This window comes from Mesorhizobium sp. L-8-10, assembly GCF_016756635.1.
In the GTDB taxonomy this organism is placed as follows: domain Bacteria; phylum Pseudomonadota; class Alphaproteobacteria; order Rhizobiales; family Rhizobiaceae.
The window spans coordinates 3013519-3034714 of sequence record NZ_AP023263.1 but is presented as its reverse complement, the minus strand read 5'-3'; the positions used below and the strand labels follow the sequence as shown (position 1 = coordinate 3034714).

General features: G+C 65.7%; 17 protein-coding genes. 14 read left to right on the top strand and 3 right to left on the bottom strand.

Annotated features, from left to right (window positions below; translation table 11 throughout):
• Window positions 1-102: 102 nt before the first annotated feature.
• A complete protein-coding gene (gene trhO / locus JN280_RS14080; protein ID WP_202312969.1) occupies window positions 103-1023 on the bottom strand; it encodes an oxygen-dependent tRNA uridine(34) hydroxylase TrhO in 921 nt (306 codons plus the stop codon).
• Window positions 1024-1282: 259 nt separating this feature from the next.
• Here trhO and JN280_RS14075 point away from each other — a divergent pair, with 259 nt between their 5' ends.
• Window positions 1283-1921, top strand: a complete 639-nt coding sequence (locus JN280_RS14075; protein WP_202312968.1) for a 2-dehydro-3-deoxy-phosphogluconate aldolase — start codon at window positions 1283-1285, stop codon at window positions 1919-1921.
• Between the two features lie 127 nt (window positions 1922-2048).
• On the opposite strand, the gene JN280_RS14070 is transcribed toward JN280_RS14075, so the two are convergent.
• Both JN280_RS14070 and JN280_RS14065 read right to left on the bottom strand, forming a co-directional pair.
• Window positions 2049-3881 (bottom strand): DUF882 domain-containing protein, encoded by a 1833-nt coding sequence (locus JN280_RS14070; RefSeq protein ID WP_342215952.1) that lies wholly within the window; start codon window positions 3879-3881, stop codon window positions 2049-2051.
• A gap of 283 nt (window positions 3882-4164) precedes the next feature.
• Window positions 4165-5691, bottom strand: a complete 1527-nt coding sequence (locus JN280_RS14065; RefSeq protein ID WP_202312967.1) for a sigma-54-dependent transcriptional regulator — start codon at window positions 5689-5691, stop codon at window positions 4165-4167.
• 327 nt (window positions 5692-6018) lie between these two features.
• Between JN280_RS14065 and JN280_RS14060 the strand changes: the two genes are divergently transcribed.
• The 13 genes from JN280_RS14060 (at window position 6019) to JN280_RS14000 (ending at window position 21177) form a co-directional block, all read left to right on the top strand.
• The gene (locus JN280_RS14060) at window positions 6019-7833 is read left to right on the top strand and encodes a M3 family oligoendopeptidase (RefSeq protein WP_202314759.1); all 1815 of its coding nucleotides are present in this window, start codon (window positions 6019-6021) and stop codon (window positions 7831-7833) included.
• A 58-nt stretch (window positions 7834-7891) separates the two neighbouring features.
• The gene (locus JN280_RS14055) at window positions 7892-9028 is read left to right on the top strand and encodes an aminodeoxychorismate synthase component I (protein ID WP_202314758.1); all 1137 of its coding nucleotides are present in this window, start codon (window positions 7892-7894) and stop codon (window positions 9026-9028) included.
• Complete coding sequence (locus JN280_RS14050; RefSeq protein WP_202312966.1) at window positions 8989-9639, top strand: aminotransferase class IV family protein; 651 nt, start codon at window positions 8989-8991, stop codon at window positions 9637-9639. Before JN280_RS14055 ends, JN280_RS14050 begins: the two co-directional genes overlap by 40 nt.
• Window positions 9640-9683: 44 nt before the next feature.
• Window positions 9684-10610, top strand: coding sequence for a heme-dependent oxidative N-demethylase family protein (locus tag JN280_RS14045; protein WP_202314756.1), 927 nt, complete (start codon window positions 9684-9686; stop codon window positions 10608-10610).
• A gap of 137 nt (window positions 10611-10747) precedes the next feature.
• Window positions 10748-12193 carry a homospermidine synthase gene (locus JN280_RS14040; protein WP_202312965.1) on the top strand — a complete coding sequence of 482 codons (1446 nt, stop codon included), beginning with the start codon at window positions 10748-10750 and terminating at the stop codon, window positions 12191-12193.
• A gap of 163 nt (window positions 12194-12356) precedes the next feature.
• Window positions 12357-12731, top strand: a complete 375-nt coding sequence (locus JN280_RS14035) for a hypothetical protein (RefSeq protein WP_202312964.1) — start codon at window positions 12357-12359, stop codon at window positions 12729-12731.
• Window positions 12732-12900: 169 nt separating this feature from the next.
• Window positions 12901-14142, top strand: a complete 1242-nt coding sequence (locus JN280_RS14030; RefSeq protein WP_202312963.1) for a phenylacetate--CoA ligase family protein — start codon at window positions 12901-12903, stop codon at window positions 14140-14142.
• A gap of 192 nt (window positions 14143-14334) precedes the next feature.
• Window positions 14335-16311 carry a 5'-nucleotidase C-terminal domain-containing protein gene (locus tag JN280_RS14025; protein ID WP_202312961.1) on the top strand — a complete coding sequence of 659 codons (1977 nt, stop codon included), beginning with the start codon at window positions 14335-14337 and terminating at the stop codon, window positions 16309-16311.
• Between the two features lie 145 nt (window positions 16312-16456).
• On the top strand, window positions 16457-17494 hold the full coding sequence (gene hemH, locus JN280_RS14020) for a ferrochelatase (protein ID WP_202312959.1): 1038 nt from the start codon (window positions 16457-16459) through the stop codon (window positions 17492-17494).
• Between the two features lie 146 nt (window positions 17495-17640).
• Complete coding sequence (locus JN280_RS14015) at window positions 17641-18585, top strand: SPFH domain-containing protein (protein ID WP_202312957.1); 945 nt, start codon at window positions 17641-17643, stop codon at window positions 18583-18585.
• 12 nt (window positions 18586-18597) lie between these two features.
• On the top strand, window positions 18598-19095 hold the full coding sequence (locus JN280_RS14010) for an NfeD family protein (protein WP_202312955.1): 498 nt from the start codon (window positions 18598-18600) through the stop codon (window positions 19093-19095).
• Window positions 19096-19142: 47 nt separating this feature from the next.
• Window positions 19143-20264 carry a carbohydrate kinase gene (locus JN280_RS14005; RefSeq protein ID WP_202312953.1) on the top strand — a complete coding sequence of 374 codons (1122 nt, stop codon included), beginning with the start codon at window positions 19143-19145 and terminating at the stop codon, window positions 20262-20264.
• Window positions 20254-21177, top strand: coding sequence for a pseudouridine-5'-phosphate glycosidase (locus tag JN280_RS14000; RefSeq protein WP_202312951.1), 924 nt, complete (start codon window positions 20254-20256; stop codon window positions 21175-21177). The genes JN280_RS14005 and JN280_RS14000 overlap by 11 nt, the downstream gene beginning before the upstream one ends.
• Window positions 21178-21196 lie beyond the last annotated feature (19 nt).

Sequence of the window (21196 nt, the reverse complement as noted above, 5' to 3'; positions counted from 1 at the left end):
ATGCTTTCCGAGAATCGAGTACGACTTTCGGGCCGATCCGCTTGATCTATGCAGCCCTTGGCGACACTACAATGACCGAGATGAAGGCGGCTGGGAAGCCGGTCAGCTTCCGATGTGCCTCGCGCCGCCGCGCGCCTCGGCGAGTTCGACCTGCCGATGCCGCTCGGCATAGCGCGCGCGGTCGGCATCGCTGCGGAGGTCATGGCAATGCGGACAGGAGACGCCTTCGCGATAGGTCCCGGCTGCCCTGTCGGAGGCGGTCAGCGGGCGCCGGCATGCGCGGCAGAGCTCCGCATCGCCGATCTCCAGGCCATGGCCCACGGACACACGCTCGTCGAAGACGAAACACTCGCCTTGCCACAGGCTTTCGGACGCCGGAACCTCCTCCAGATATTTGAGGATGCCGCCCTTGAGGTGGAAGACCTCTGCGATCCCCAGCGACTTCACATAGGCCGTCGCCTTTTCGCAGCGGATGCCGCCGGTGCAGAACATCGCCACCTTGCGGCCCTCCAGCGCGGCACGGTTCTCACTTGCCCATTGCGGGAAGTCACGGAAGCTCCCGGTCGCGGGATCGACCGCCCCGCGAAAAGTGCCGATCGCCACTTCATAGTCGTTGCGCGTGTCGACAACGAGCGTATCGGGATCGCTGATCAGGGCGTTCCAGTCGCGCGACTCGACATAGGTCCCCGCACTCTCGCGCGGGTCGATGTCGGTCACGCCCATCGTCACGATCTCCTTCTTCAGGCGGACCTTCATGCGATGGAACGGCATTTGCGGCGCGGTGCTGTATTTGACCTCGAGCCCGGCCAGTGCGGGCACAGCCCTCAGCCGATCGATCAGCGCGGCGATCGCATCCTCGCTTCCGGCGACAGTACCGTTGATGCCCTCATGGGCGAGCAGCAGCGTTCCCTTGATGCCGTGGCCGCAGCAGAACTGCGCCAGCGGCGCCTTGAGATCGGTGAAGTCGGGGAGCCACGTGAAACGGTAGAGCGCGGCGACCCGGAAGGGCGCGGTGGAATGCATGGCCTGCCCTAGCCCCTGGCGCGCCCGGATGCAAGCCGATGGCTGGAGCGGCCTTTCGCGATGCAACCGGTCGATGCGACGAGGTGTTGAACGATGGACCGGCGGCGCCGGCTCTGATATTTCGGGCCGTCGGGACGACACGCGTCCTCAGGGACGCGTGACGCCCCGGCACTTCCTCACGCTTCGTGTTTTCCGAAGATCGACAACGATTCTCGGGCCCACGCTTTAAATCGGTTCAAACAGACAGGACGGGACTGCCATGGCGAACAAGACAGAAAAGCTCCTCGCGCTGCTCAAGGGCCAGCCCGTCATTCCCGTCCTGAAGATCGCCGACGTCGCGGATGCGGTTCCCCTTGCCCGGGCGCTGGCGCGGGGCGGACTGCCGATGATCGAGGTGACGCTGAGGACCCCCGACGCGATCGAGGCGATCCGCCGCATCGCCCGGGAGGTGGAAGAGGCCGTGGTCGGGGCCGGCACCATCCTCAACGCCGGCCAGTTCGAGCAGGCAGCACAGGCCGGATCGCGCTTCATCGTCAGCCCCGGCGCGACGAGCCAGCTCTTCGCCGCGGCGCGCGGCAGCGAGGTGCCGTTGCTGCCCGGCGCGATCACGCCCGCCGAGATCATGACCGCCGCCGAGGAAGGCCTGGATTTCCTGAAGTTCTTCCCGGCCGAGCAGGCAGGCGGCATCGCCTTCCTGAAATCGCTCGCCTCGCCTTTCGCCGGCATTCGTTTCTGCCCGACCGGCGGCGTCACGTCAGGCAATGCGCCCGACTATCTCGGCCTGCCGAACGTCGTCTGCGTCGGCGGCTCCTGGGTGGCGCCCGACGAGATGGTGAAGGCGCAGCAGTGGGACAAGATCGAGGCGCTCGCGCGCGAGGCAGCGGCGCTGGCGGGCTGAGCAGGCCCGCATCCCGACATGACGCTGTGAAAAGGCACTCAAGCAGAGAAGCCGCGCCGCTTCGTCCGGCCCGGCCTCCCCGCGTGGACTGCGGAATCCACCGAACCGGAAAACGCTGGCAAGCGGGTCAGTTGAAACGCGCCACCGACAGGAAGGTCACAGCCTTGCCGGTGAACCGGTTCGCATCGGCCAGTTGCTGGTCGCCCTGCTGGAAGCCGGCGGTGTAGACCTCGCGCGGCGCCGAGTAGACGATCTTGTTTGCATAGGACGGCGCCTTCGTGCCGTCGGTGTTGTTGGCGATGTAGTTGCCGTCGAGCGCCCAGCGGGCTGCCCTTGGCTGCGCCGCCAGAACCACCGGCTTGGGCTCGGGCTTGCTGTCGGCGGCTCCCGGACGCGCCGACTTGGCCGTGGTCTTCACTCCGCTGAACGCCGAGGCCGGATCGGAACCGGGCGCACGGGCCGCAAGCGCCATTTTCGGCGACGCGGCGACCGCGGCGGTGCGCTCCATCTTCGGCACCGCGATGATCTCCTCGGGCGCCGGCTTGAACCCGGCCGTCTCCAGCAAAGGCGAGGCGGACGGCACCGGCGCGCGAGGTTCGGGCGCGGCATAGGCAGCAGCCTCCGGCACGGCCGTCATCGATGCCGGAAGGGCGGCCACCGCGGCGGACGCGATCGTGTCGGCCGGACGGCTCGACGGAAGCGGCACGGCCACCGCGTTCTGCAGCTCTTCCACCTGTGTGCTCGCGACCAGAAGCGCGTCCTGGGCGGTGGCGAGTTCGGCAGGCGGCGCATAGGCCGGCCGGCGGGTCGGCAGCGGCACGTTGAGCGCGACTTCCGCCGCGGGCTCGTCACCCTGACTGGACAGGTCGACCAGCGGGCCCCGATTGCTGTCGAGGTCCACGAGCGGCGCGCCGACGTCGGTCTTGGGGCGCGGCGCCACCGCCGGCAGCGGCACGTCGCGGGTCGGCAGCGCGGCGACGATGGTTTCCTGGGCGGGCTCTTCGGCCGGGCGCGCGACGTCGGCCGGGCGCGCCAGTTCCGGCGGAAGAATGCGGATCTGTCCGTTTGCCGGGTTCTCGACCTTCTGAGGCGCAGGCTTCTGCTGGCGGGCCGGCTTCGGCTCGGGTTCGTCGGCCGCGGCCGCCACGACAGCGCCGCCGCTTTCTTCCTCTTCATCCGCGCCGCCGCCGAACAGCGCAGCCAGCAGGCCGCCGGAACGCGAGCGGCCGCCCGAACTCGCCAGCGCGATGGCGGACCCGCCGCTCTTCCTGCGCGATTCGTATGCGGCCACGGCCTGTTCGAAGCCCGGCAAAGGCTTGCCGTCGCTCGGCACATGAAGGGTCTTGCCGCTCGGGAACAGCGCCACCAGTTCCTTGCGGCTCATCTTCGGCCAGTGACGCACATTGCCCACGTCGAAATGAACAAAGGGCGAGCCGGATGTCGGATAGTAGCCGACGCCGCCGCCCTGCATCTTGAGCCCGATCTCGCGAAGCTTCTTGAGCCTGACGTCGGGCAGATAGAAATCCATCGCCTTGCCGAGCATATGCTGGCTCTTCTTGGCAACGCCCTTGGAGCGGCTGCGCAGCATCGAGTTGGTCGCGGGCGAGCGGTAGGCCGAAACGACATGGATATAGTCGTTCGACCCCGAAGCGCGATAGGCCTCCCAGACAAGATCGAGCAGGCGCGGATCCATCTTGGTCGGCTCGTTGCGCCGCCAGTCGCGCAGGATATTGTTGATCTGCTTCAGTCCGTTGGCGTCGTAACGGCCATTGCGCTTGAAAGTGATCTGGGCCTTCTCGCCCGTATGGATGAAATAGAGCTTCAACGTGCGCGTCTCCGCGCTCGCCGCCGCTCCCCCTCCCAGGAGGATGCTGGTCGCCAGCATCAGAAGTGCCAGCCATTTCGGCCAGACGGCTCCCCTCGGATCCCGTCCGCGAATTCCCAGGTCGATCTTGATCAAATCAAAAGGCCTTGCAGACTGCCGTTTGTCCCCGGATTTGATGCCCGGATGCCCCTCAGGTGCTCTCCGAATATCGTTCCTAATGGTTAATCAGAGCTTATTGAAGCCGAAATGCGGTAAGACCATGGCGACAATCCGCCGAAAAATCTACGGCTGAGATCAAGGTAAACCGGAGGTTTACACGAGAAATTGTGGACGGCGGCCAGACGGACCGATCACTGATTCGGGCCGGACGAGCCACATCCCGGGCCTTGCTCCAGACGTTCGGACGACGGGACGTGCCTCAGGAAGCCAACCGATCCGAACGCTGCTGATCCGGGTCGATGCCGTATTCCTTCAGCTTGCGGTAGAGGGTCGAACGCCCGATCCCCAGGCGCCGGGCGACCTCGCTCATCTGGCCGTTGTAACGCTCGATGGCCAGCTTGATCAGGTCGAGCTCGATCTCGGCGAGTGCCCTGACATTGCCGCGCTCGTCGAGCGCGCGCAGGATCCCGAACTGTTTCTCGCCGCCGGCAGGGGCGGCCGCCGCTGCCGGGGACTGCGCAGCGACTGGCGCGGGAACGGAGGGTGCAGTTGCGGCGGGGGCCTCCGGCGCCCCGGCGATCTCCGGCGACAGTTCGATGCCCTCGACCTGCGCCCGGATCTGCGGGAAGTCCGCGGCGGTCAGGACGTCGCCGTCGCAAAGCACGGTGGCGCGGAAGACGGCGTTCTCGAGCTGCCGGATGTTGCCCGGCCAGTCATAGGCCTGCAGCATCCGCAGCGCCTCCTCCGAGATGGCGCCGATCCCGCGGCCTCCCGATGCCGTCATGCGGGCCATGAAATGGCTGACCAGATGCGGAATGTCGTCACGCCGGTCGCGCAGCGGCGGCACGAAGATAGGGAAGACGTTGAGGCGGTAGAACAGGTCTTCGCGGAATTTGCCCTCCTTCACCTGCTGAAGCAGGTTACGGTGGGTCGCCGAGATCAGCCTGATGTCGACCTTGACCGTGGCCCGCGCGCCGACCGGGTCGACCTCGCCGTCCTGTACGGCGCGCAGGAGCTTGACCTGGACGTCGAGCGGCAGGTCGCCGATCTCGTCCAGGAACAGCGTACCCGAATGGGCCTCGACGAACTTGCCCGTGTGTTTTTCCGTTGCGCCGGTGAAGGCCCCCTTCTCGTGGCCGAACAGGATGCTTTCCACCAGATTTTCGGGGATTGCCCCACAATTCACGGTCACAAAAGGTTTCGAGCGGCGTTCGCCGGATCCCTGGATGGCGCGGGCCACCATCTCCTTGCCGACACCGGACTCCCCTTCTATCAGGATTGGGATGCTGGACGCAGCCGCTTTCTGACCGAGCCGGATCACCCGCTCCATGGTTTCGCTGCGGGTGACGAGGTCCTTGAAGGTCAGCGTTCCGCCCGACGGCTTGCGCGCCCGGCGCACCGCCTCCCCGACCGCCTCGACCTTGAGGGCGCTCGATATCGCTGCCTGCAGCCGATCCGGCGACGCCGGCTTGACGACGAAATCGAAGGCGCCGGCCCGCATCGCGGCGACAACGGTGTCGATCCCGCCTTGCGCCGTCTGCACGATGACGGGCAAGGCGATGTCGCGCTCGCGCATGGCGGCCATGACGCCGATGCCGTCAAGGCCGGGCATCATGAGATCGAGGATGACTGCCGACACATCGCGTCCGCGCGGCCCGTCGAGTACCGCGAGCGCCGCTTCGCCGCCGTCGACGACGATCGCCTCGTGGCCGAACTTCGTCACCGCCGCTTCGAGAAGCCTGCGCTGGACGGGGTCGTCATCGACTATGAGGATCGGACCGGCCATGAAACAAATGGATTGTCGCCCGCAGGCGGGTGGTTGTCGCCTGGAATTTGCCACAGCGGTTCTAAATAAGCCTTCAAGAAAGCCGGTGAACGAAACCTTTCCCCTGCCACGGACCGGCAGGGCCCTCGCGAAGACCTGGGTCGCCGAAGGAGAAAGGAACGCCTGATGCGTCAGGACACCCAGCCGCCGTCGACTTGCGCATCGTGCTTTCCGAAAACCGTTCCGATTTTCCGGCCGATGCGCTAGGAGAGCGGCTTACCCCGGTAACCGGAAGGCCCTGAAATGCCCATTCGCTCGAAGCTGTCGGCGTTCGCATCCCGCACGACCATGTCGAAACCCGCCTCCGCCGGCGCATCCGGCCCGGCGCTCGGTGACCTGCCGGAATGGAATCTGGGCGATCTTTATTCCGGCATGGAAGCCCCGGAGCTCCGCCGCGACATCGACGAAGCCGGCAAGCAGGCGATCGATTTCGAGAGCCGCTGGAAGGGCAGGCTGGCCGCGGAGGCCGGCAAAGGCGCCGCCGGCGGGCTCGGCGCGGCACTGCGCGAATATGAGGCGCTGGAGGAACTGATCGGCCGCATCGCCTCCTATGCCGGGCTGATCTATGCCGGCAACACGTCCGATCCGAAGCGCGCCAAGCTCTATGGCGACGTGCAGGAGAAGATGACCGACTCCGGCTCGCATCTCCTGTTCTTCCCGCTCGAGCTGAACCTCGTCGACGACGCCCTCATCGAGGCCGCACTCGATGCCGATCCGGCGTTCGGCCACTACCGCCCCTGGGTGCTCGATCTCAGGAAGGACAAGCCCTACCAGTTGGAAGACCGGGTCGAACAGCTCTTCCACGAGAAATCTGTCACCGGCCGCGGCGCCTGGAACCGGCTCTTCGACGAAACAATGACCGACCTGCGCTTCGACGTCGACGGCGAGGAGCTCGCTCTGGAGCCGGTGCTCAACAAGCTGCAGGATCCTGACGGCGAGATCCGCCGTAAGGCGGCCGGAGCGCTGGCCGACACCTTCAAGCAGAACCTGCGGACCTTCACGCTGATCACCAACACGCTCGCCAAGGACAAGGAGATCTCCGACCGCTGGCGGGGCTTCCAGGACATAGCCGATTCCCGCCATCTGGCGAACCGCGTCGAGCGCGACGTGGTGGACGCGCTGGCTGCCGCGGTGCGCGACGCCTATCCCCGGCTTTCCCATCGCTACTATGCGCTGAAGGCGAAATGGCTCGGCATGGACGCGATGAATCACTGGGACCGCAACGCGCCGCTGCCGGAGACCCCGCAGGCGACGATCGCCTGGGACGAGGCCAGGGAAACCGTGCTCTCGGCCTATCATCGCTTCTCGCCCGAAATGGCCGAGATCGCGCGTTCCTTCTTCGACCGCAAGTGGATCGACGCCCCGGTGAGGCCCGGCAAGGCGCCGGGCGCCTTCGCTCATCCGACGGTGCCCTCCGTGCATCCCTACGTGCTGCTCAACTACATGGGCAAGCCGCGCGACGTGATGACGCTTGCCCATGAGCTCGGCCACGGCGTCCACCAGGTCCTGGCCGGCGGACAGGGCGCGCTCATGGCCTCGACGCCTCTGACGCTCGCCGAGACGGCCTCGGTGTTCGGCGAGATGCTGACCTTCCGCTCTCTGCTCGACAGGACCACCGACCCGCGTGAGCGCAAGGCGATGCTCGCCCAGAAGGTCGAGGACATGATCAACACCGTCGTGCGCCAGATCGCCTTCTATCAGTTCGAGCGGAAGATCCATACGGAGCGGCGCAACGGCGAGCTGACCTCCGACAGGATCGGCGAGTTCTGGCTGGAGGTGCAGGCCGAGAGCCTCGGCCCGGCGATCAGGCTTCGCGAGGGCTACGAGACCTTCTGGGCCTATATCCCCCATTTCATCCACTCGCCCTTCTACGTCTATGCCTATGCCTTCGGCGACTGCCTGGTGAACTCGCTCTATGCGGTCTACCAGAATGCCGAGCGCGGCTTCCAGGAGAAGTATTTCGAGATGCTGAAGGCCGGCGGCACCAAGCATCATTCCGAGCTTCTCGCCCCGTTCGGCCTCGATGCTTCCGATCCCGGATTCTGGCAGATCGGTCTTTCGGTGATCGGCGGGCTGATCGACGAACTCGAAGCCCTGGACTGAGGCGGAAAACAAGCGTGCCGGCGCTCTGCCGGCATTCTCGGACATCGTGACGACACCCATGCCGCCCTCGCCCTTCGTCCTGTTCCGGGATGACTTCTCCGGCAGCGAGCTGCTGTTCGACGAGCCTATTCGGGTCTTGACGGCTCAAACGCCCGATGAGTTCGACGCCGCCCTGGAGGCGGCGGAAGATGCCCATCGCTCCGGCCGCTGGCTCGCCGGCTACCTCTCTTATGAAGCCGGCTATCTGCTCGAGCCGAAGCTGCGGCCGCTCCTGCCGGGGGGCCGCCGCGCGCCGCTTCTGAGCCTCGGCATCTTCGACGGGCCATCCGCGCGGAGGCTGTCGTCTGCACCCGAGCCGCTGGGCAACGGACCGATCTTCGATGCCAGGCCGTCCTGGTCCTTCGAAGACTACGAGAAGCGCTTCGCGCGCCTTCATCGGCATTTGCGCGAAGGCGATTGCTATCAGGCCAACCTGACCTTCCCGATCGATGCGCAGTGGAGCGGCGATCCGCTGGCCGCCTTCCGCACGCTCGCGGCGCGCCAGCCCGTCAGATACGGCGCCCTGGTCTCGCTCGGCGATCCCGTGGTGCTGTCGCGTTCCCCTGAATTGTTCTTCAAGGTCGATGCCGACCGCTGGATCGAGACCCATCCGATGAAAGGCACCGCGCCGCGTGGCAGGACCAGGGCCGAGGACGCCAGGCTCAAGCGCTTCCTGCGCAACGACCCAAAGAACCAGGCCGAGAACCGGATGATCGTCGACCTCCTGCGTAACGACATCTCGCTGGTGAGCGAGGTCGGCACGCTCGATGTACCGGAACTCTTCCGCATCGAGAGCTATGCGACGGTGCATCAGATGGTGAGCCGCGTGCGCGCCAGGCTGCTGCCCGACCTCACCATCCGCCGGCTGTTCGCCGCGCTGTTCCCATGCGGGTCGATCACCGGTGCGCCGAAGATCCGGGCGATGGAGATCCTCAATGCGCTGGAAGGGCGCCCGCGTGACGCCTATTGCGGCTCGATCGGCTGGATCGAGCCCGGCGGGCGCATGCGCTTCAACGTCGCCATCCGAACGATTTCGCTCCATGCCGGCGGCGACGCGGTGTTCAATGTCGGCGGCGGCGTGGTTTTCGATTCTTCAGCGGAAGCGGAGTATGAGGAATGTCTCCTGAAAGCACGCTTCGCCACGGCTTCGAACTGATCGAGACGCTCCGTCACGAGCCCGGCCTTGGCCTGGTGCGATCGGAGCGGCACCTGGCCCGGCTGGCTGCCTCGGCGCGCGAGCTCGGCTTCCCCTGCGATCCGACTGCGGTCCATGACGCAATCGCGCGCGCTGTCGACCCGACGCAGGTCCTGCGGGTGCGTCTCGCCCTGGCATGGAGCGGCGGTGTCAGTTGCACCGTCCATCCCTTCGCCCCGATCGCGCCGTCCACAGTCTGGAAACTCGCGATCGCCGCCACGTGCCTCGACCGCGACGACCCGCTGGTCCGCCACAAGACGACACGGCGGGAGGTCTACCAGGCGGCTCGCGAGGAGTTCCCGCCGGAGGCCGTAGACGAGGTAATCCTCACCAACCGCGAGGGTCAGCTCTGCGAGGGAACCATCACCAACATATTCCTCGATATGGGCGATGGCGGTCCGTTGCTCACGCCGTCGCTCGATTGCGGTCTGCTGCCCGGCGTGCTGCGGGCGGAACTGATCGACACCGGACACGCAGTGGAAAGGGAACTGACGCCGGGCGACCTCGCAAACGCCAGCGTCATATATGTCGGCAACTCCCTGCGCGGCCTGATCCGGGCCGCCTTGCGCTAGCAGTCGCTTCGGCTATCTTGCCGGCAAAGACCAATCCAGTCCGGATCAGCGTGACGCCCACCCATACTCCCTATGATGGCTCGACGAAGCCGTTCACTATCGGCCTCAAGCCCCTCGACCTCGACGAATGGATCGAGGTCGACGACGATATCGACGCCTATCTCGCCGAGAAGGACCGGCTCCACGCCCAAATCCCCGACAAGGTCTTTGTCGAGGAGAGAGACACGCGCCAGGCCCAGCAGGAGGTGCTCGACCTTCTGGCCAGCTATCTGCCCAGCCGCTTCCCGGAGACCTACCGGCGCGACGGCGACGCGCTGCTGGTCGGCCGGACTCGCCGCCAGATTCTGGACGACGGTTCTCCGCCGCTGCTCATCGCCGCCCGACTGGTTCAGGAAGACCTGGTCCTGATGCGAAAGGGTGAGGACGGCTGGCGGCTTGCCGCCGCCACGCTCTGCTTCCCTGCCTCCTGGTCGCTCCAGGAAAAAATCGGCAGGCCGCTGCAGGACATTCATGCGCCGGTTCCGGGCTTCGGCCGCGGCACCCGCACCGCCGACATCATCGGCCGCATCTTCGACAATCTCGCCGCGGCCCGACCGGTCGAACGCCGGAACTGGTCGCTGCAGGCCGGCGGGGATTTGTACAAGCCGCTTTCCGGCGCCGAGCGCACGGAGCGCGCGGTTGTCCGCCCGTCGCGATTTCCAGAGGCCGACATCGCCGCGCACGCCTTCATGCGGGTCGAGCGCCAGACGCTGCGCAAGCTGCCGGAAAGCGGCGATATCCTGTTCACCATCCGCACCTATCTCGACCCGATCGAGAGGCTCGCACGCCATCCCGACCGCGCCCGCATCGCGGCCTCCTTCGCCGATCAGCTTGCCGCGCTGGAAGGGTCGCAGCTCGATTACAAGGGTCTCACGGCCGACCGTGACCGCCTGGTTTCGGCGCTGCGGACGATTGCCGCGGACGCAACCTGACCGGCCGGCGTAAACCCTGACCGCGAAATCTTCTTTATTGTGACGGCAATCTGTGGTTAGCCCGCATTTCGTGCAATTCACGCGCCTTGCGCCCGGCATCGAGTCGGCGACATCCCCCCATCCAAGGAGTTCTTGAAATGGCAAAAACGGAGTGGCCGGTCCACGGCGAAATCACCGGCCCGATCGTCATGATCGGCTTCGGCTCGATCGGCCGCGGCACACTGCCCCTCATCGAGCGCCATTTCAAATTCGACAAGTCGCGCATGGTCGTCATCGACCCGCAGGACGCCGACAGGAAGCTGCTCGACGATCGCGGCATTACCTTCCTCAAGGAGGCCGTGACGAAGGAGAACTACAAGAAACTGCTGAAGCCGCTGCTGACCAATGGCGGCGGCCAGGGTTTCTGCGTCAACCTGTCGGTCGACACCTCGTCGCTGGACCTGATGAAGCTCTGCCGCAAGCTCGGCGTGCTTTACATCGACACGGTCGTCGAGCCCTGGCTGGGCTTCTATTTCGATGCCAAGGCCGACAATGCGGCCCGCACCAACTATGCGCTGCGCCAGACTGTCATCGAGGAGAGGGAGAAGAATCCCGGCGGCACGACGGCCATCTCCTGCAGCGGCGCCAATCCGGGCATGGTTTCCTGGTTCGTCAAGCAGGCGCTGGTCGATCTCGCGAAGGAGCTCGGATTAGACTTCGAGGAACCGGCACAGCACGACCGCCAGGGCTGGGCCAAGCTGATGCAGAAGGCCGGCGTCAAGGGCATCCACATCGCCGAACGGGACACGCAGCGCACCAAGAAGCCCAAGCAGATGAACGTGTTCTGGAACACCTGGTCGGTGGAGGGCTTCATCTCCGAGGGCCTGCAGCCGGCCGAGCTCGGCTGGGGCACTCATGAGAACTGGATGCCGAAGAACGCCAGGAAACAGAAATACGGGTCCAAGGCGGCGATCTTCCTGGAGCAGCCCGGCGCCAACACCCGCGTGCGCACCTGGTGCCCGACGCCCGGGCCGCAATACGGCTTCCTCGTCACCCACAACGAGGCGATTTCGATCGCCGACTTCTTCACCGTGCGCTCGAAGAAGGGCAAGGTTCAATATCGGCCGACGTGCCACTACGCCTATCATCCCTGCAACGAGGCCGTGCTGTCGCTTCACGAGATGTTCGGGGCGGCCGGCAAGGCCCAGCCCGTGCACCATGTGCTCGACGAGAACGAGCTGGTGGACGGCTCGGACGAGTTGGGCGTGCTGCTCTACGGCCACGCCAGGAACGCCTACTGGTACGGTTCGCAGCTCACGCTGGAGCAGGCCCGCAAGCTGGCGCCCTACCAGAACGCCACCGGTCTGCAGGTCACCTCGGCCGTGCTCGCCGGCATGGTCTGGGCGCTGGAGCATCCCGAGGCGGGCATCGTCGAGACCGATGAGATGGACTATCGGCGCTGTCTCGAAGTGCAGACGCCATATCTCGGGCCGGTGAAAGGTTATTACACCGACTGGACGCCGCTGGAGGGCCGGCCGGGCCTGTTCGAAGAGGATATCGACGAAGAGGACCCCTGGCAGTTCCGCAACGTTCTGGTGCGCTGATCGCGCCTGCGTCCAGCAGTCGGCCAGGGCCGCCGCAGCTTCAATTTCGCAGCGCCCCTTGCGCGCCCGGGATGGGCGTGCGGCGCTCTTTCACGCCTTGCATTCGCCGGGAAATCGGGCGATTGATCCGCCGGGGTGCGGGCCGAGGAGAGGATTCGCCGATATGACGATCATGCGCAACGTGTTGGCAATGGCCGCGTCGGCCGCGATGGTCGCCGGGTGCGTCGCAGCCGGCCCCGGCGGCGGGCCTGTGGCCAACGCTTCCAGCCCCTTCGACGGCGAATGGATGAGCACGGACGGCGTCGCCATCTCGCGCTTCTCCGGTGGCGTCTTCGAGACGATCGCAACCGATACCGGCAACAAGCTCGCCGACGGCAACTATCACCTTGTAGACGCCAGGACGGCCTCGATCACCGTACGCTCGCTGATCCGCCAGACCACGTCGAGCGTGAACTGCGCGCTGGTCGCGCCCACGCAGCTCAACTGCACCAGCTCGACCGGCCAGCAATTCGTCCTGACGCGGCGCGCTCGCGCATGACATCAAGGCATGTCTCCCGAAAGCGTGCAGCGGTTTCGGGAATAAGACATGGGCCAAAGCTGCGTGTTGCCTGAACGCTTCACGCCACACGCCGTAGCGTGCTTCGCGGCGCCTGCTTGCGCCGTGCGCGCCGGATTGCGATAACCTCCTGAAACGATCGGGAGGAACCATGTTTTTCGACAGCCTGGAAACCCGCGATCCCGAGCAGCGCGAGCGTGACCTGTTCGCCAGGCTTCCGGGCTTTCTCGCCGAGGCGATGTCAGGCGCTCCCGCGCTTGCCGCCCGGCTGGAGGGAACCGACCCCGTGGCGATCCGTGATCGCGCCGCGCTTGCGGCGCTGCCGGTGCTGCGCAAGTCCGAACTTATGGAGCTTCAGCAGGCGAACCCGCCCTTCGGCGGCTTTGCCGCCTCCGCGGCGCTCGCCGGAAAGCACGTCTTCATGTCTCCCGGCCCGTTGTGGGAGCCCGAAGGTGCCGGCTCGGATCCGGGCGGCGCGGCCCGCGCATTCCATGCGGCCGGCGTGCGGTCCGGCGACATCGTCCACAACACCTTCTCCTATCATATGACGCCTGGCAGCTTCCTTCTCGATGCCGGCGCGCGGGCGCTGGGCTGCGCCGTCTTCCCCGCCGGCACCGGCAATACCGAGATGCAGGTCGAGGCGGCGGCGACACTGAGGCCCCGCGTCTATTGCGGCACGCCCGACTTCCTCAAGGTCTTGCTCGACAAGGCCGGGGAAATGGGCAAGGACCTGTCCGGCTTCCGCGCGGGTCTGGTCTCGGCCGGGGCGCTGTTTCCCTCGATGCGGGCGGAATACCGGATGCGCGGCGTCGACGTGCTGCAATGCTACGCCACCGCCGAAATGGGCGTCATCGCCTATGAGAGCGCCGGACCGGACGGCACCCCCTATCCAGGCATGATCGTAAACGAGGAGCTGATCGTGGAGATCGTGCGGCCGGGTACCGGCGACCCCGTTCCGGAGGGCGAGGTGGGCGAAGTCGTCGTCACCGGCTTCAACCCGTCCTATCCGATGATCAGGCTGGGCACCGGAGACCTTTCGGCGGTGCTGCCCGGTCGGTCGCCATGCGGCCGCACCAATACGCGCATCAAGGGCTGGATGGGCCGGGCAGACCAGCGAACCAAGGTGAAGGGCATGTTCGTCGACCCGCGGCAGGTAGCGGAGATCGTCGCCCGCCACCCGGAGATCAGGCGCGCGCGCCTGGTCGTCGGCCGCGCCGAAGACCGCGACGTCATGGCGCTCCATGTCGAAGTGGAGGGGCATGCCGATGCCGGCGGGATCGAGACGACCTTGCGTGAGGTCACCAAGCTCGGGGGAAGCGTCGTGCTTGCTGCCGCCGGCTCGCTGCCTAACGACGGCAAGGTCATCGCCGACGAGCGCGACTATTCCCGCTGACCGCCTCCCGAAACGGCAGCCGGCCGGCTGCCGTTTCCGCTTGCATCCTCCCAATCGCAATGTGAACATATGAAGGAGACGCATCCGGAGGGATAGGCGCGCCGGGGGCAAGCCTGCGATACGAGGCTCTCCGTAGCACAGGCTTCAACGAGTGGCGCTAAGTCACCGCTGGTTCAACTGGGAGTTCGAACGATGAGAAAGATGTCTGCGATCGCCGCGGGCGCAGCCTCGATGCTGGCCCTGTCGGCCGGCGCTTCCTTTGCCGACTATACTTTGACCATCCTGCATATCAACGATTGGCACAGCCGTATCGAATCCAACAACAAATACGAATCGACCTGTTCTGCCGAGGAAGAAGGCAAGGGCGAATGCTTCGGCGGCGCCGCTCGCCTGGTGACAGCGATCGCCGACCGCCGCAAGGTGCTCGACGGCCAGAACATGCTGCTCCTCAACGGCGGCGACAATTTCCAGGGCTCGCTCTTCTACACGACCTACAAGGGCACGGCCGAGGCCGAGTTCCTGAATATGATGAAGTTCGACGCCATGACCGTCGGCAATCACGAGTTCGACGACGGCGAAGAGGTGCTGGTGCCCTTCCTGGAGGAGGTCAACTTCCCGGTGCTCAGCGCCAATGTCCATCCCGACGCCAAGTCGAAGGTCGGCGACAAGATCAAGCCGTCGATCGTGGTCGAGGTCGGCGGCCAGAAGATCGGCATCATCGGCGCGGTCACCAACGACACGCCCGAGATCGCCTCGCCCGGCCCCAACATCACCTTCGAGGAGGACATGAAGGCGATCGCGGCCGAGGTCGAAAAGCTGAAGGCCGAGGGCGTGAACAAGATCATCGCGCTCACCCATGTCGGCTATCCGCGCGACAAGGAGGCCATCGCGAAGATTCCCGGCGTAGACGTGGTCGTGGGCGGCCATTCACATTCGCTGCTCTCGAACACCGATCCGAAGGCCGAAGGCCCCTACCCGACGATGATCGACAATCCGGAGGGCTACGAGGTTCCGGTCACGCAGGCTGCCTCCTATTCCAAATATCTGGGAGAGTTCGCCGTCACCTTCGACGACAACGGCGTGGTCAAGGAGGCCAAGGGCGATCCGATCCTGCTCGACAAGTCGATCATGCCCGACGCAGGGGTGCTTGAGCGCATCAAGGCGCTCGGCGCCCCGATCGAGGAGATGAAGTCCAAGGTGGTCGCCGAAACAGCCGCGCCGATCGATGGCAGCCGCGAGACATGCCGGGCACGCGAATGCGAGATGGGCAACCTCATCACCGACGCCATGCTCGACCGCTTGAAGGGCCAGGGCGTCACCATCGCCGTCCAGAACGGCGGCGGCATCCGCGCATCGATCGACCAGGGTCCGGTGACCATGGGCGAAGTGCTGACCGTGCTGCCGTTCCAGAATACGCTGGCGACGTTCGAGATCTCCGGCAAGGACCTGGTGGCTTCGCTCGAGAGCGGGGTCAGCGAGATCGAGGAAGGCAAGGGCAAGTTCCCACAGGTCGGCGGCCTGAGATACTCCTTCGACAAGTCGGCCAAGCCGAACGAAGGGCGCATCAAGTCGGTCGAGGTGATGGAAGACGGTGCCTGGAAGCCGATCGAGCCGGAGAAGCTGTACCTGGCCGCCACCAACAACTTCGTCCGAGGCGGCGGCGACGGCTACAAGCTGTTCGCATCCAACGCCCGGAACGCCTATGATTTCGGCCCCAGCCTGGAGCAGGTGGTCGCCGACTATCTCGCGGCCAACCAGCCCTACACGCCGAAGCTCGAAGGCCGCATCAGCGAAGTCGGCGCCACGCAGGTCGCGGCCGGCGAACCGGAAAAGCCGGCGGAAACCGCGCAAGCGGCGCCCGCCGTGCCGGAACTGCCGACCGCTTCGGGCGACATCGCCAACACGCCGCCGACCGTGTCCAGCGATGCGGCGCCTGCGCAGCCTGCCCCCGCAGCCCCGATGGAAGCCGCACCGGCCCAGACAACTCCGGCCCAGTCCATGGCGGGCGAATCGAGTCATGTGATCGAGACCGGCGACACCTATTGGGACCTGGCCGAGAAGAGCTACGGCGACGGGGCGAAATGGAAGGCAATCTCTGCCGCCAACCCCGAATACAGGCCGCGCCGTCTTCCCGTGGGCGCCACGCTCAGGATTCCGGCCGCCAACTGATACCCAACGGCCGACGATTTCGCACTTTGGCACGAAACGCGGCGGGCAACCGGGGCCCGCCGATCTGCCCCTGGCAGGCTGCGGCCAGACGCTGCATTGAATTCGCGCCCGGCATCGCTAGGTTCCGCCCATCAACGAGGCGAAGATGAACCTGACGAGCAGCAAAGCCACGACCGACATCCCCGCTCCTTCCCGCAACGGCAAGGTCGGCATCCTCCTGGTCAATCTCGGCACGCCCGACGGCACCGATTTCGGATCGATGTGGCGCTATTTGCGCGAGTTCCTGTCGGATCCGCGTGTCATCGAGTTGAACAAGCTGGTCTGGTATCCGATCCTCTACGGCCTGGTGCTGACGACGCGGCCGGCCAGGTCGGGTGCGAACTACGCCAAGATATGGAACCGCGAACGCGACGAGTCGCCGCTGCGCACCTATACGCGCGCCCAGAGCGAAAAGCTCGCGGCCACCTTCGCCGCCCGACCCGACATCGTCGTCGACTATGGCATGCGCTACGGCAACCCGTCGATCGCCAGCGCCGTCACCAGGATGAAAGCGGCGGGCTGCGACAGGATCCTCACCTTTCCGCTCTATCCGCAATACTCCGCCACCACGACCGCGACGGCCAACGACAAGCTGTTCCGCGCCCTGATGACGATGCGCGACGCGCCGGCCGTGCGCAGCGTGCCCCCCTACTACAACGAGCCCGTCTATATCGACGCGCTCGCCCGCTCGGTCGAGGGACATCTGGCCGGCATCGGTTTCGAGCCCGAGGTCGTGATCGCATCCTACCACGGCATTCCCAAGCCCTATTCCGACAAGGGCGATCCCTACCGGCAGCACTGCATGGAGACCACAAAGCTGCTGCGTGAGCGCCTCGGCTGGAGCGAGGACAAGCTGATCACGTGCTTCCAGTCGCGTTTCGGCGCCCAGGAATGGCTTCAGCCCTATACCGACAAGACCGTCGAGCGCCTGGGCAAGGAAGGCGTCAAGTCGATCGCCGTCGTCAACCCGGGCTTCTCGGCCGATTGTATCGAGACGCTCGAGGAGATCGCCGTCGAGGCGCGCGAGATATTCCTCCATGCCGGCGGCGGGAATTTCACCCATATACCCTGCCTCAACGACAGCGACGAGGGCATGGCCGTCATCGAGGCGATGGTGCGACGCGAACTGTTGGGCTGGGTCTGACCCTGCATCGTCCCGCCCTGCCCTTCCGGGCGGAACGAAATGCAATCCGAGCGATTGTGTCCGCCGCAATTCGTCCTTAATTCTGCTCCTGTCCGGAGTTGGCGACCGGGCGATCGGGCAACAAGCCAGAGCGAGGGGAGAACGGCATGCCTTTCACGGGCCTGGACGTCATCATTCCGGTACTTGTCATTCTCGTGCTGCTGGTGCTGTTCACCGGCATCAAGACCGTGCCGCAGGGTTACAACTACACCGTCGAGCGTTTCGGCCGCTACACAAGGTCGCTGACGCCGGGCCTCAACCTCATCGTGCCATTCATCGATCGTATCGGGGCCAGGATGAACATGATGGAGCAGGTCCTCGACGTGCCTACCCAGGAGGTCATCACCCGCGACAACGCCATCGTGGCCGTCGACGGCGTCGCCTTCTTCCAGGTGCTGAACGCCCCGCAGGCGGCGTATCAGGTCTCGGGCCTGCAGAATGCCATCCTGAACCTCACCATGACCAACATCCGCACCGTCATGGGCTCGATGGATCTCGACGAACTGCTGTCGAACCGCGATGCGATCAACGAGCGCCTGCTGCGCGTTGTCGACGAGGCGGCTCACCCATGGGGGATCAAGATCACCCGCGTGGAGATCAAGGACATCAACCCGCCCGCCAACCTTGTCGAATCCATGGCACGCCAGATGATGGCCGAGCGCGAGAAACGCGCCCAGATCCTCGAGGCGGAGGGCAAGAAGCAGGCGCAGGTTCTGGAGGCAGAGGGCCGCAAGGAAGCCGCCTTCCGCGACGCCGAAGCGCGAGAGAGAGCAGCCGAGGCCGAGGCGCGTGCCACGCAGGTGGTGTCCGAAGCCATCTCGCGCGGCGACATGCAGGCCATCAACTATTTCGTGGCGCAGAAATACACCGAAGCGCTGGCCAAGATCGGCTCGTCGAGCAACAACAAGGTCATCCTCATGCCGCTCGAGGCGTCGTCGCTGATCGGCTCGCTGGGCGGCATCGGCGCCATCGCCAAGGAGGTCTTCGGCGAAACGCCGGGAGGCGCGCCGCGACCCGCCAGCCGTCCGCCGCGCTTTCCCGAACAAGGCTGAGGACAGGCCGTCATGATCGAGAGCCTTCTTTCCGAGCTGGGCCCCTGGAACTGGATGGTTCTCGGCTTCGTGCTGCTTGCCCTGGAGATCCTCGTTCCGGGCGTGTTCCTGTTGTGGATCGGGCTCGCCGCGCTTGCGACCGGCGCAATGTCGCTCTTCCTGTGGCACGCCGGCTTCTGGACCTGGCAGGTTCAGGTGCTGGTGTTTCTCTTGCTGTCGCTGGTCGCCGCCTATGCCGGCAAGAAGATCATGGCGGGCAAAGGCGATCATACCGACCAGCCGCTGCTCAATCGTCGCGGCGACCAGTTGGTCGGTCGCATCGCGACCTTGACGGAACCGATCGTCGACGGGCGCGGCCGCGTCAGGATCGGCGACACGATCTGGCGGGTCTCCGGGCCCGACCTTCCCGCCGGCGTCAAGGTGAAGGTGACGGCGGCGACCGATCTCGACCTGGAACTGGTGGTCGAGGCTGTCGAGACGTCGGGCGAAGCCGCCTCAAACAATAGTTGACACAATAAACATCAGTTTATAATGATGCGACCTCGTCGGGAGTTCGCATGAACAATCACCAACTCGGCCAGCAGGAGCGCGCTGTTCTGGCGGCGATCGCCGCGAACCCGTTCATCAGCCAGTCGGAGATCGCCGCCGCGCTCGGCCTCGCCCGCTCGACCGTGGCGGCCCATATCGTCTCGCTCGGCAACAAGGGCTATATCCTCGGGCGGGGCTACGTCCTTCCCGACGCGAAGCGCATCCTGTGTCTCGGCGGCGCGGTCGTCGACCGCAAGTATCACGCCGCGAGGGCGGTGATGCTGGAAACCTCGAACCCTGTCTCCAGCCAGCGCAGTTTCGGCGGCGTGGCGCGCAACGTCTGCGAGAACCTGACCCGCCTCGGCGTCAGCACCGGCCTCGCCTCGATCGTCGGCGACGACGATGCCGGACGAGCCCTGGTGAGCCATATGCGCAATCTCGGCTGCGACACGACCGCCGTGGTGGCGCAACAGGACGGCTCGACCGCGGAATATGTTGCCGTCGTGGCTCCGGACAGCAGCCTCGTCGTCGGCCTCGCCGACATGGGCATCTTCGACAACCTCACCGGCGCATTCCTCGACGGCGTCTGGTCGAGCCTCGCCTCCTCTTCCTGGGTCTTCGCCGATTGCAACGCGACGGCAGAGCTCCTGGAGCAGCTTGTCACACGCAAGCGTTCGGCCCGTTTCAGGCTGGCCATCGATGCCGTGTCGGCGCCGAAGGTGCACCGCCTGCCGGCCGATCTCAGCGGCCTCGACCTTTTGTTCCTCAACATGGACGAAGCGGCCGAGTATCTCGCGGACACGTCTCTTGCACCCGAGGCTGCGGCGGTCGCGTTGCGGGCCCGAGGACCGGAAAGCGTCGTCATCACGCGGGGAAGCAAGGGGGCGCTTATCGCCACCGCCGATGGTGTGAGACATTGTCCGTCGATCGAAACCCATCCGGTCGACGTGACCGGCGCAGGCGACGCGTTGATCGCAGGTACCCTGTACAGCCTGCTTTCCGGCGAGGACCTTTTCGAGGCTGTCCGCACGGGATGTCTCCTGGCGGCCAGGACGACCGAGAGCCATTTATCCGTCCATCACGAACTGTCGCCGGACTTCCTGGAAAGGTCCAGGAGCCGGCTTGCTAGCGGAGCCGACCATGCGCCATGAACCACTACGCCCGACGCTGAGCGAGGAAGTCGCCGACGCCCTGGCGGAAGGCAAGCCAGTCGTCGCGCTGGAATCCACGATCATCTCCCACGGCATGCCATTTCCGCAAAACGTCGAGACCGCGCGCGCCGTCGAGGCGACCGTTCGCGCGAACGGCGCCGTGCCGGCCACCATCGCCGTGCTCGATGGCGTGCTGCGTGCCGGACTGGACGCCGAGATGCTCGAGCGTTTCGGCGATGACAAAAGCGTGGTGAAGGCCTCGTCCCGCGACCTCGCCTGCGTGCTCGCGGCCGGAGGTTCGGCCGGCACCACGGTCTCGGCAACGATGCGCATCGCCGAGCTCGCCGGCATCGGCATCTTCGCCACCGGCGGCATAGGCGGCGTCCACCGCGAGGCGGAAGCGACCTTCGACATCTCGGCCGACCTGACCGAACTCGGCCATACGCCGACGACGGTGGTCTGCGCGGGCGTGAAGTCGATCCTGGATATCCCCAAGACGCTCGAATATCTGGAAACGCAGCGCGTGCCTGTGATCGTCTTCGGCTCGACCGAGTTCCCGGCCTTCTATACGCGGCACAGCGGCGTCCATGTCGACCAGCGGCTCGACACGCCGGAGGCGATCGCCCGGACGATCGCGCTCCATCATCGTCTGGGATCTGGAACCGGCCTGCTCATTGCCAATCCTATTCCTGAAGCTGCCGCACTCGATCATTCCGGGATCGATGCCACCATCGCGGCGGCGGTCGAGGAGGCGCGGCAGCGCGGCATATCGGGCAAGGAGGTGACGCCCTTCCTGCTTGCACGGCTCAACGAGCTGACTTCGGGCAAGAGCCTCGAGGCCAACATCGCGCTGGTGCTCAACAATGCGGCGCTCGCCGCGCGCATCGCGGCCGCGGGCGACGGTTCGCGGTAAACCGACTGCAGGCACGACT

What these genes read in the sequence shown, in the direction of transcription:
- trhO (WP_202312969.1), bottom strand. Translation starts at nt 1,023, where the DNA reads ATGCATTCCACCGCGCCCTTCCGGGTCGCCGCGCTCTACCGTTTCACG.
- JN280_RS14075 (WP_202312968.1), top strand. Translation starts at nt 1,283, where the DNA reads ATGGCGAACAAGACAGAAAAGCTCCTCGCGCTGCTCAAGGGCCAGCCC.
- JN280_RS14065 (WP_202312967.1), bottom strand. Translation starts at nt 5,691, where the DNA reads ATGGCCGGTCCGATCCTCATAGTCGATGACGACCCCGTCCAGCGCAGG.
- JN280_RS14060 (WP_202314759.1), top strand. Translation starts at nt 6,019, where the DNA reads ATGTCGAAACCCGCCTCCGCCGGCGCATCCGGCCCGGCGCTCGGTGAC.
- JN280_RS14055 (WP_202314758.1), top strand. Translation starts at nt 7,892, where the DNA reads ATGCCGCCCTCGCCCTTCGTCCTGTTCCGGGATGACTTCTCCGGCAGC.
- JN280_RS14050 (WP_202312966.1), top strand. Translation starts at nt 8,989, where the DNA reads ATGTCTCCTGAAAGCACGCTTCGCCACGGCTTCGAACTGATCGAGACG.
- JN280_RS14040 (WP_202312965.1), top strand. Translation starts at nt 10,748, where the DNA reads ATGGCAAAAACGGAGTGGCCGGTCCACGGCGAAATCACCGGCCCGATC.
- JN280_RS14035 (WP_202312964.1), top strand. Translation starts at nt 12,357, where the DNA reads ATGACGATCATGCGCAACGTGTTGGCAATGGCCGCGTCGGCCGCGATG.
- JN280_RS14030 (WP_202312963.1), top strand. Translation starts at nt 12,901, where the DNA reads ATGTTTTTCGACAGCCTGGAAACCCGCGATCCCGAGCAGCGCGAGCGT.
- JN280_RS14025 (WP_202312961.1), top strand. Translation starts at nt 14,335, where the DNA reads ATGAGAAAGATGTCTGCGATCGCCGCGGGCGCAGCCTCGATGCTGGCC.
- hemH (WP_202312959.1), top strand. Translation starts at nt 16,457, where the DNA reads ATGAACCTGACGAGCAGCAAAGCCACGACCGACATCCCCGCTCCTTCC.
- JN280_RS14015 (WP_202312957.1), top strand. Translation starts at nt 17,641, where the DNA reads ATGCCTTTCACGGGCCTGGACGTCATCATTCCGGTACTTGTCATTCTC.
- JN280_RS14010 (WP_202312955.1), top strand. Translation starts at nt 18,598, where the DNA reads ATGATCGAGAGCCTTCTTTCCGAGCTGGGCCCCTGGAACTGGATGGTT.
- JN280_RS14005 (WP_202312953.1), top strand. Translation starts at nt 19,143, where the DNA reads ATGAACAATCACCAACTCGGCCAGCAGGAGCGCGCTGTTCTGGCGGCG.
- JN280_RS14000 (WP_202312951.1), top strand. Translation starts at nt 20,254, where the DNA reads ATGCGCCATGAACCACTACGCCCGACGCTGAGCGAGGAAGTCGCCGAC.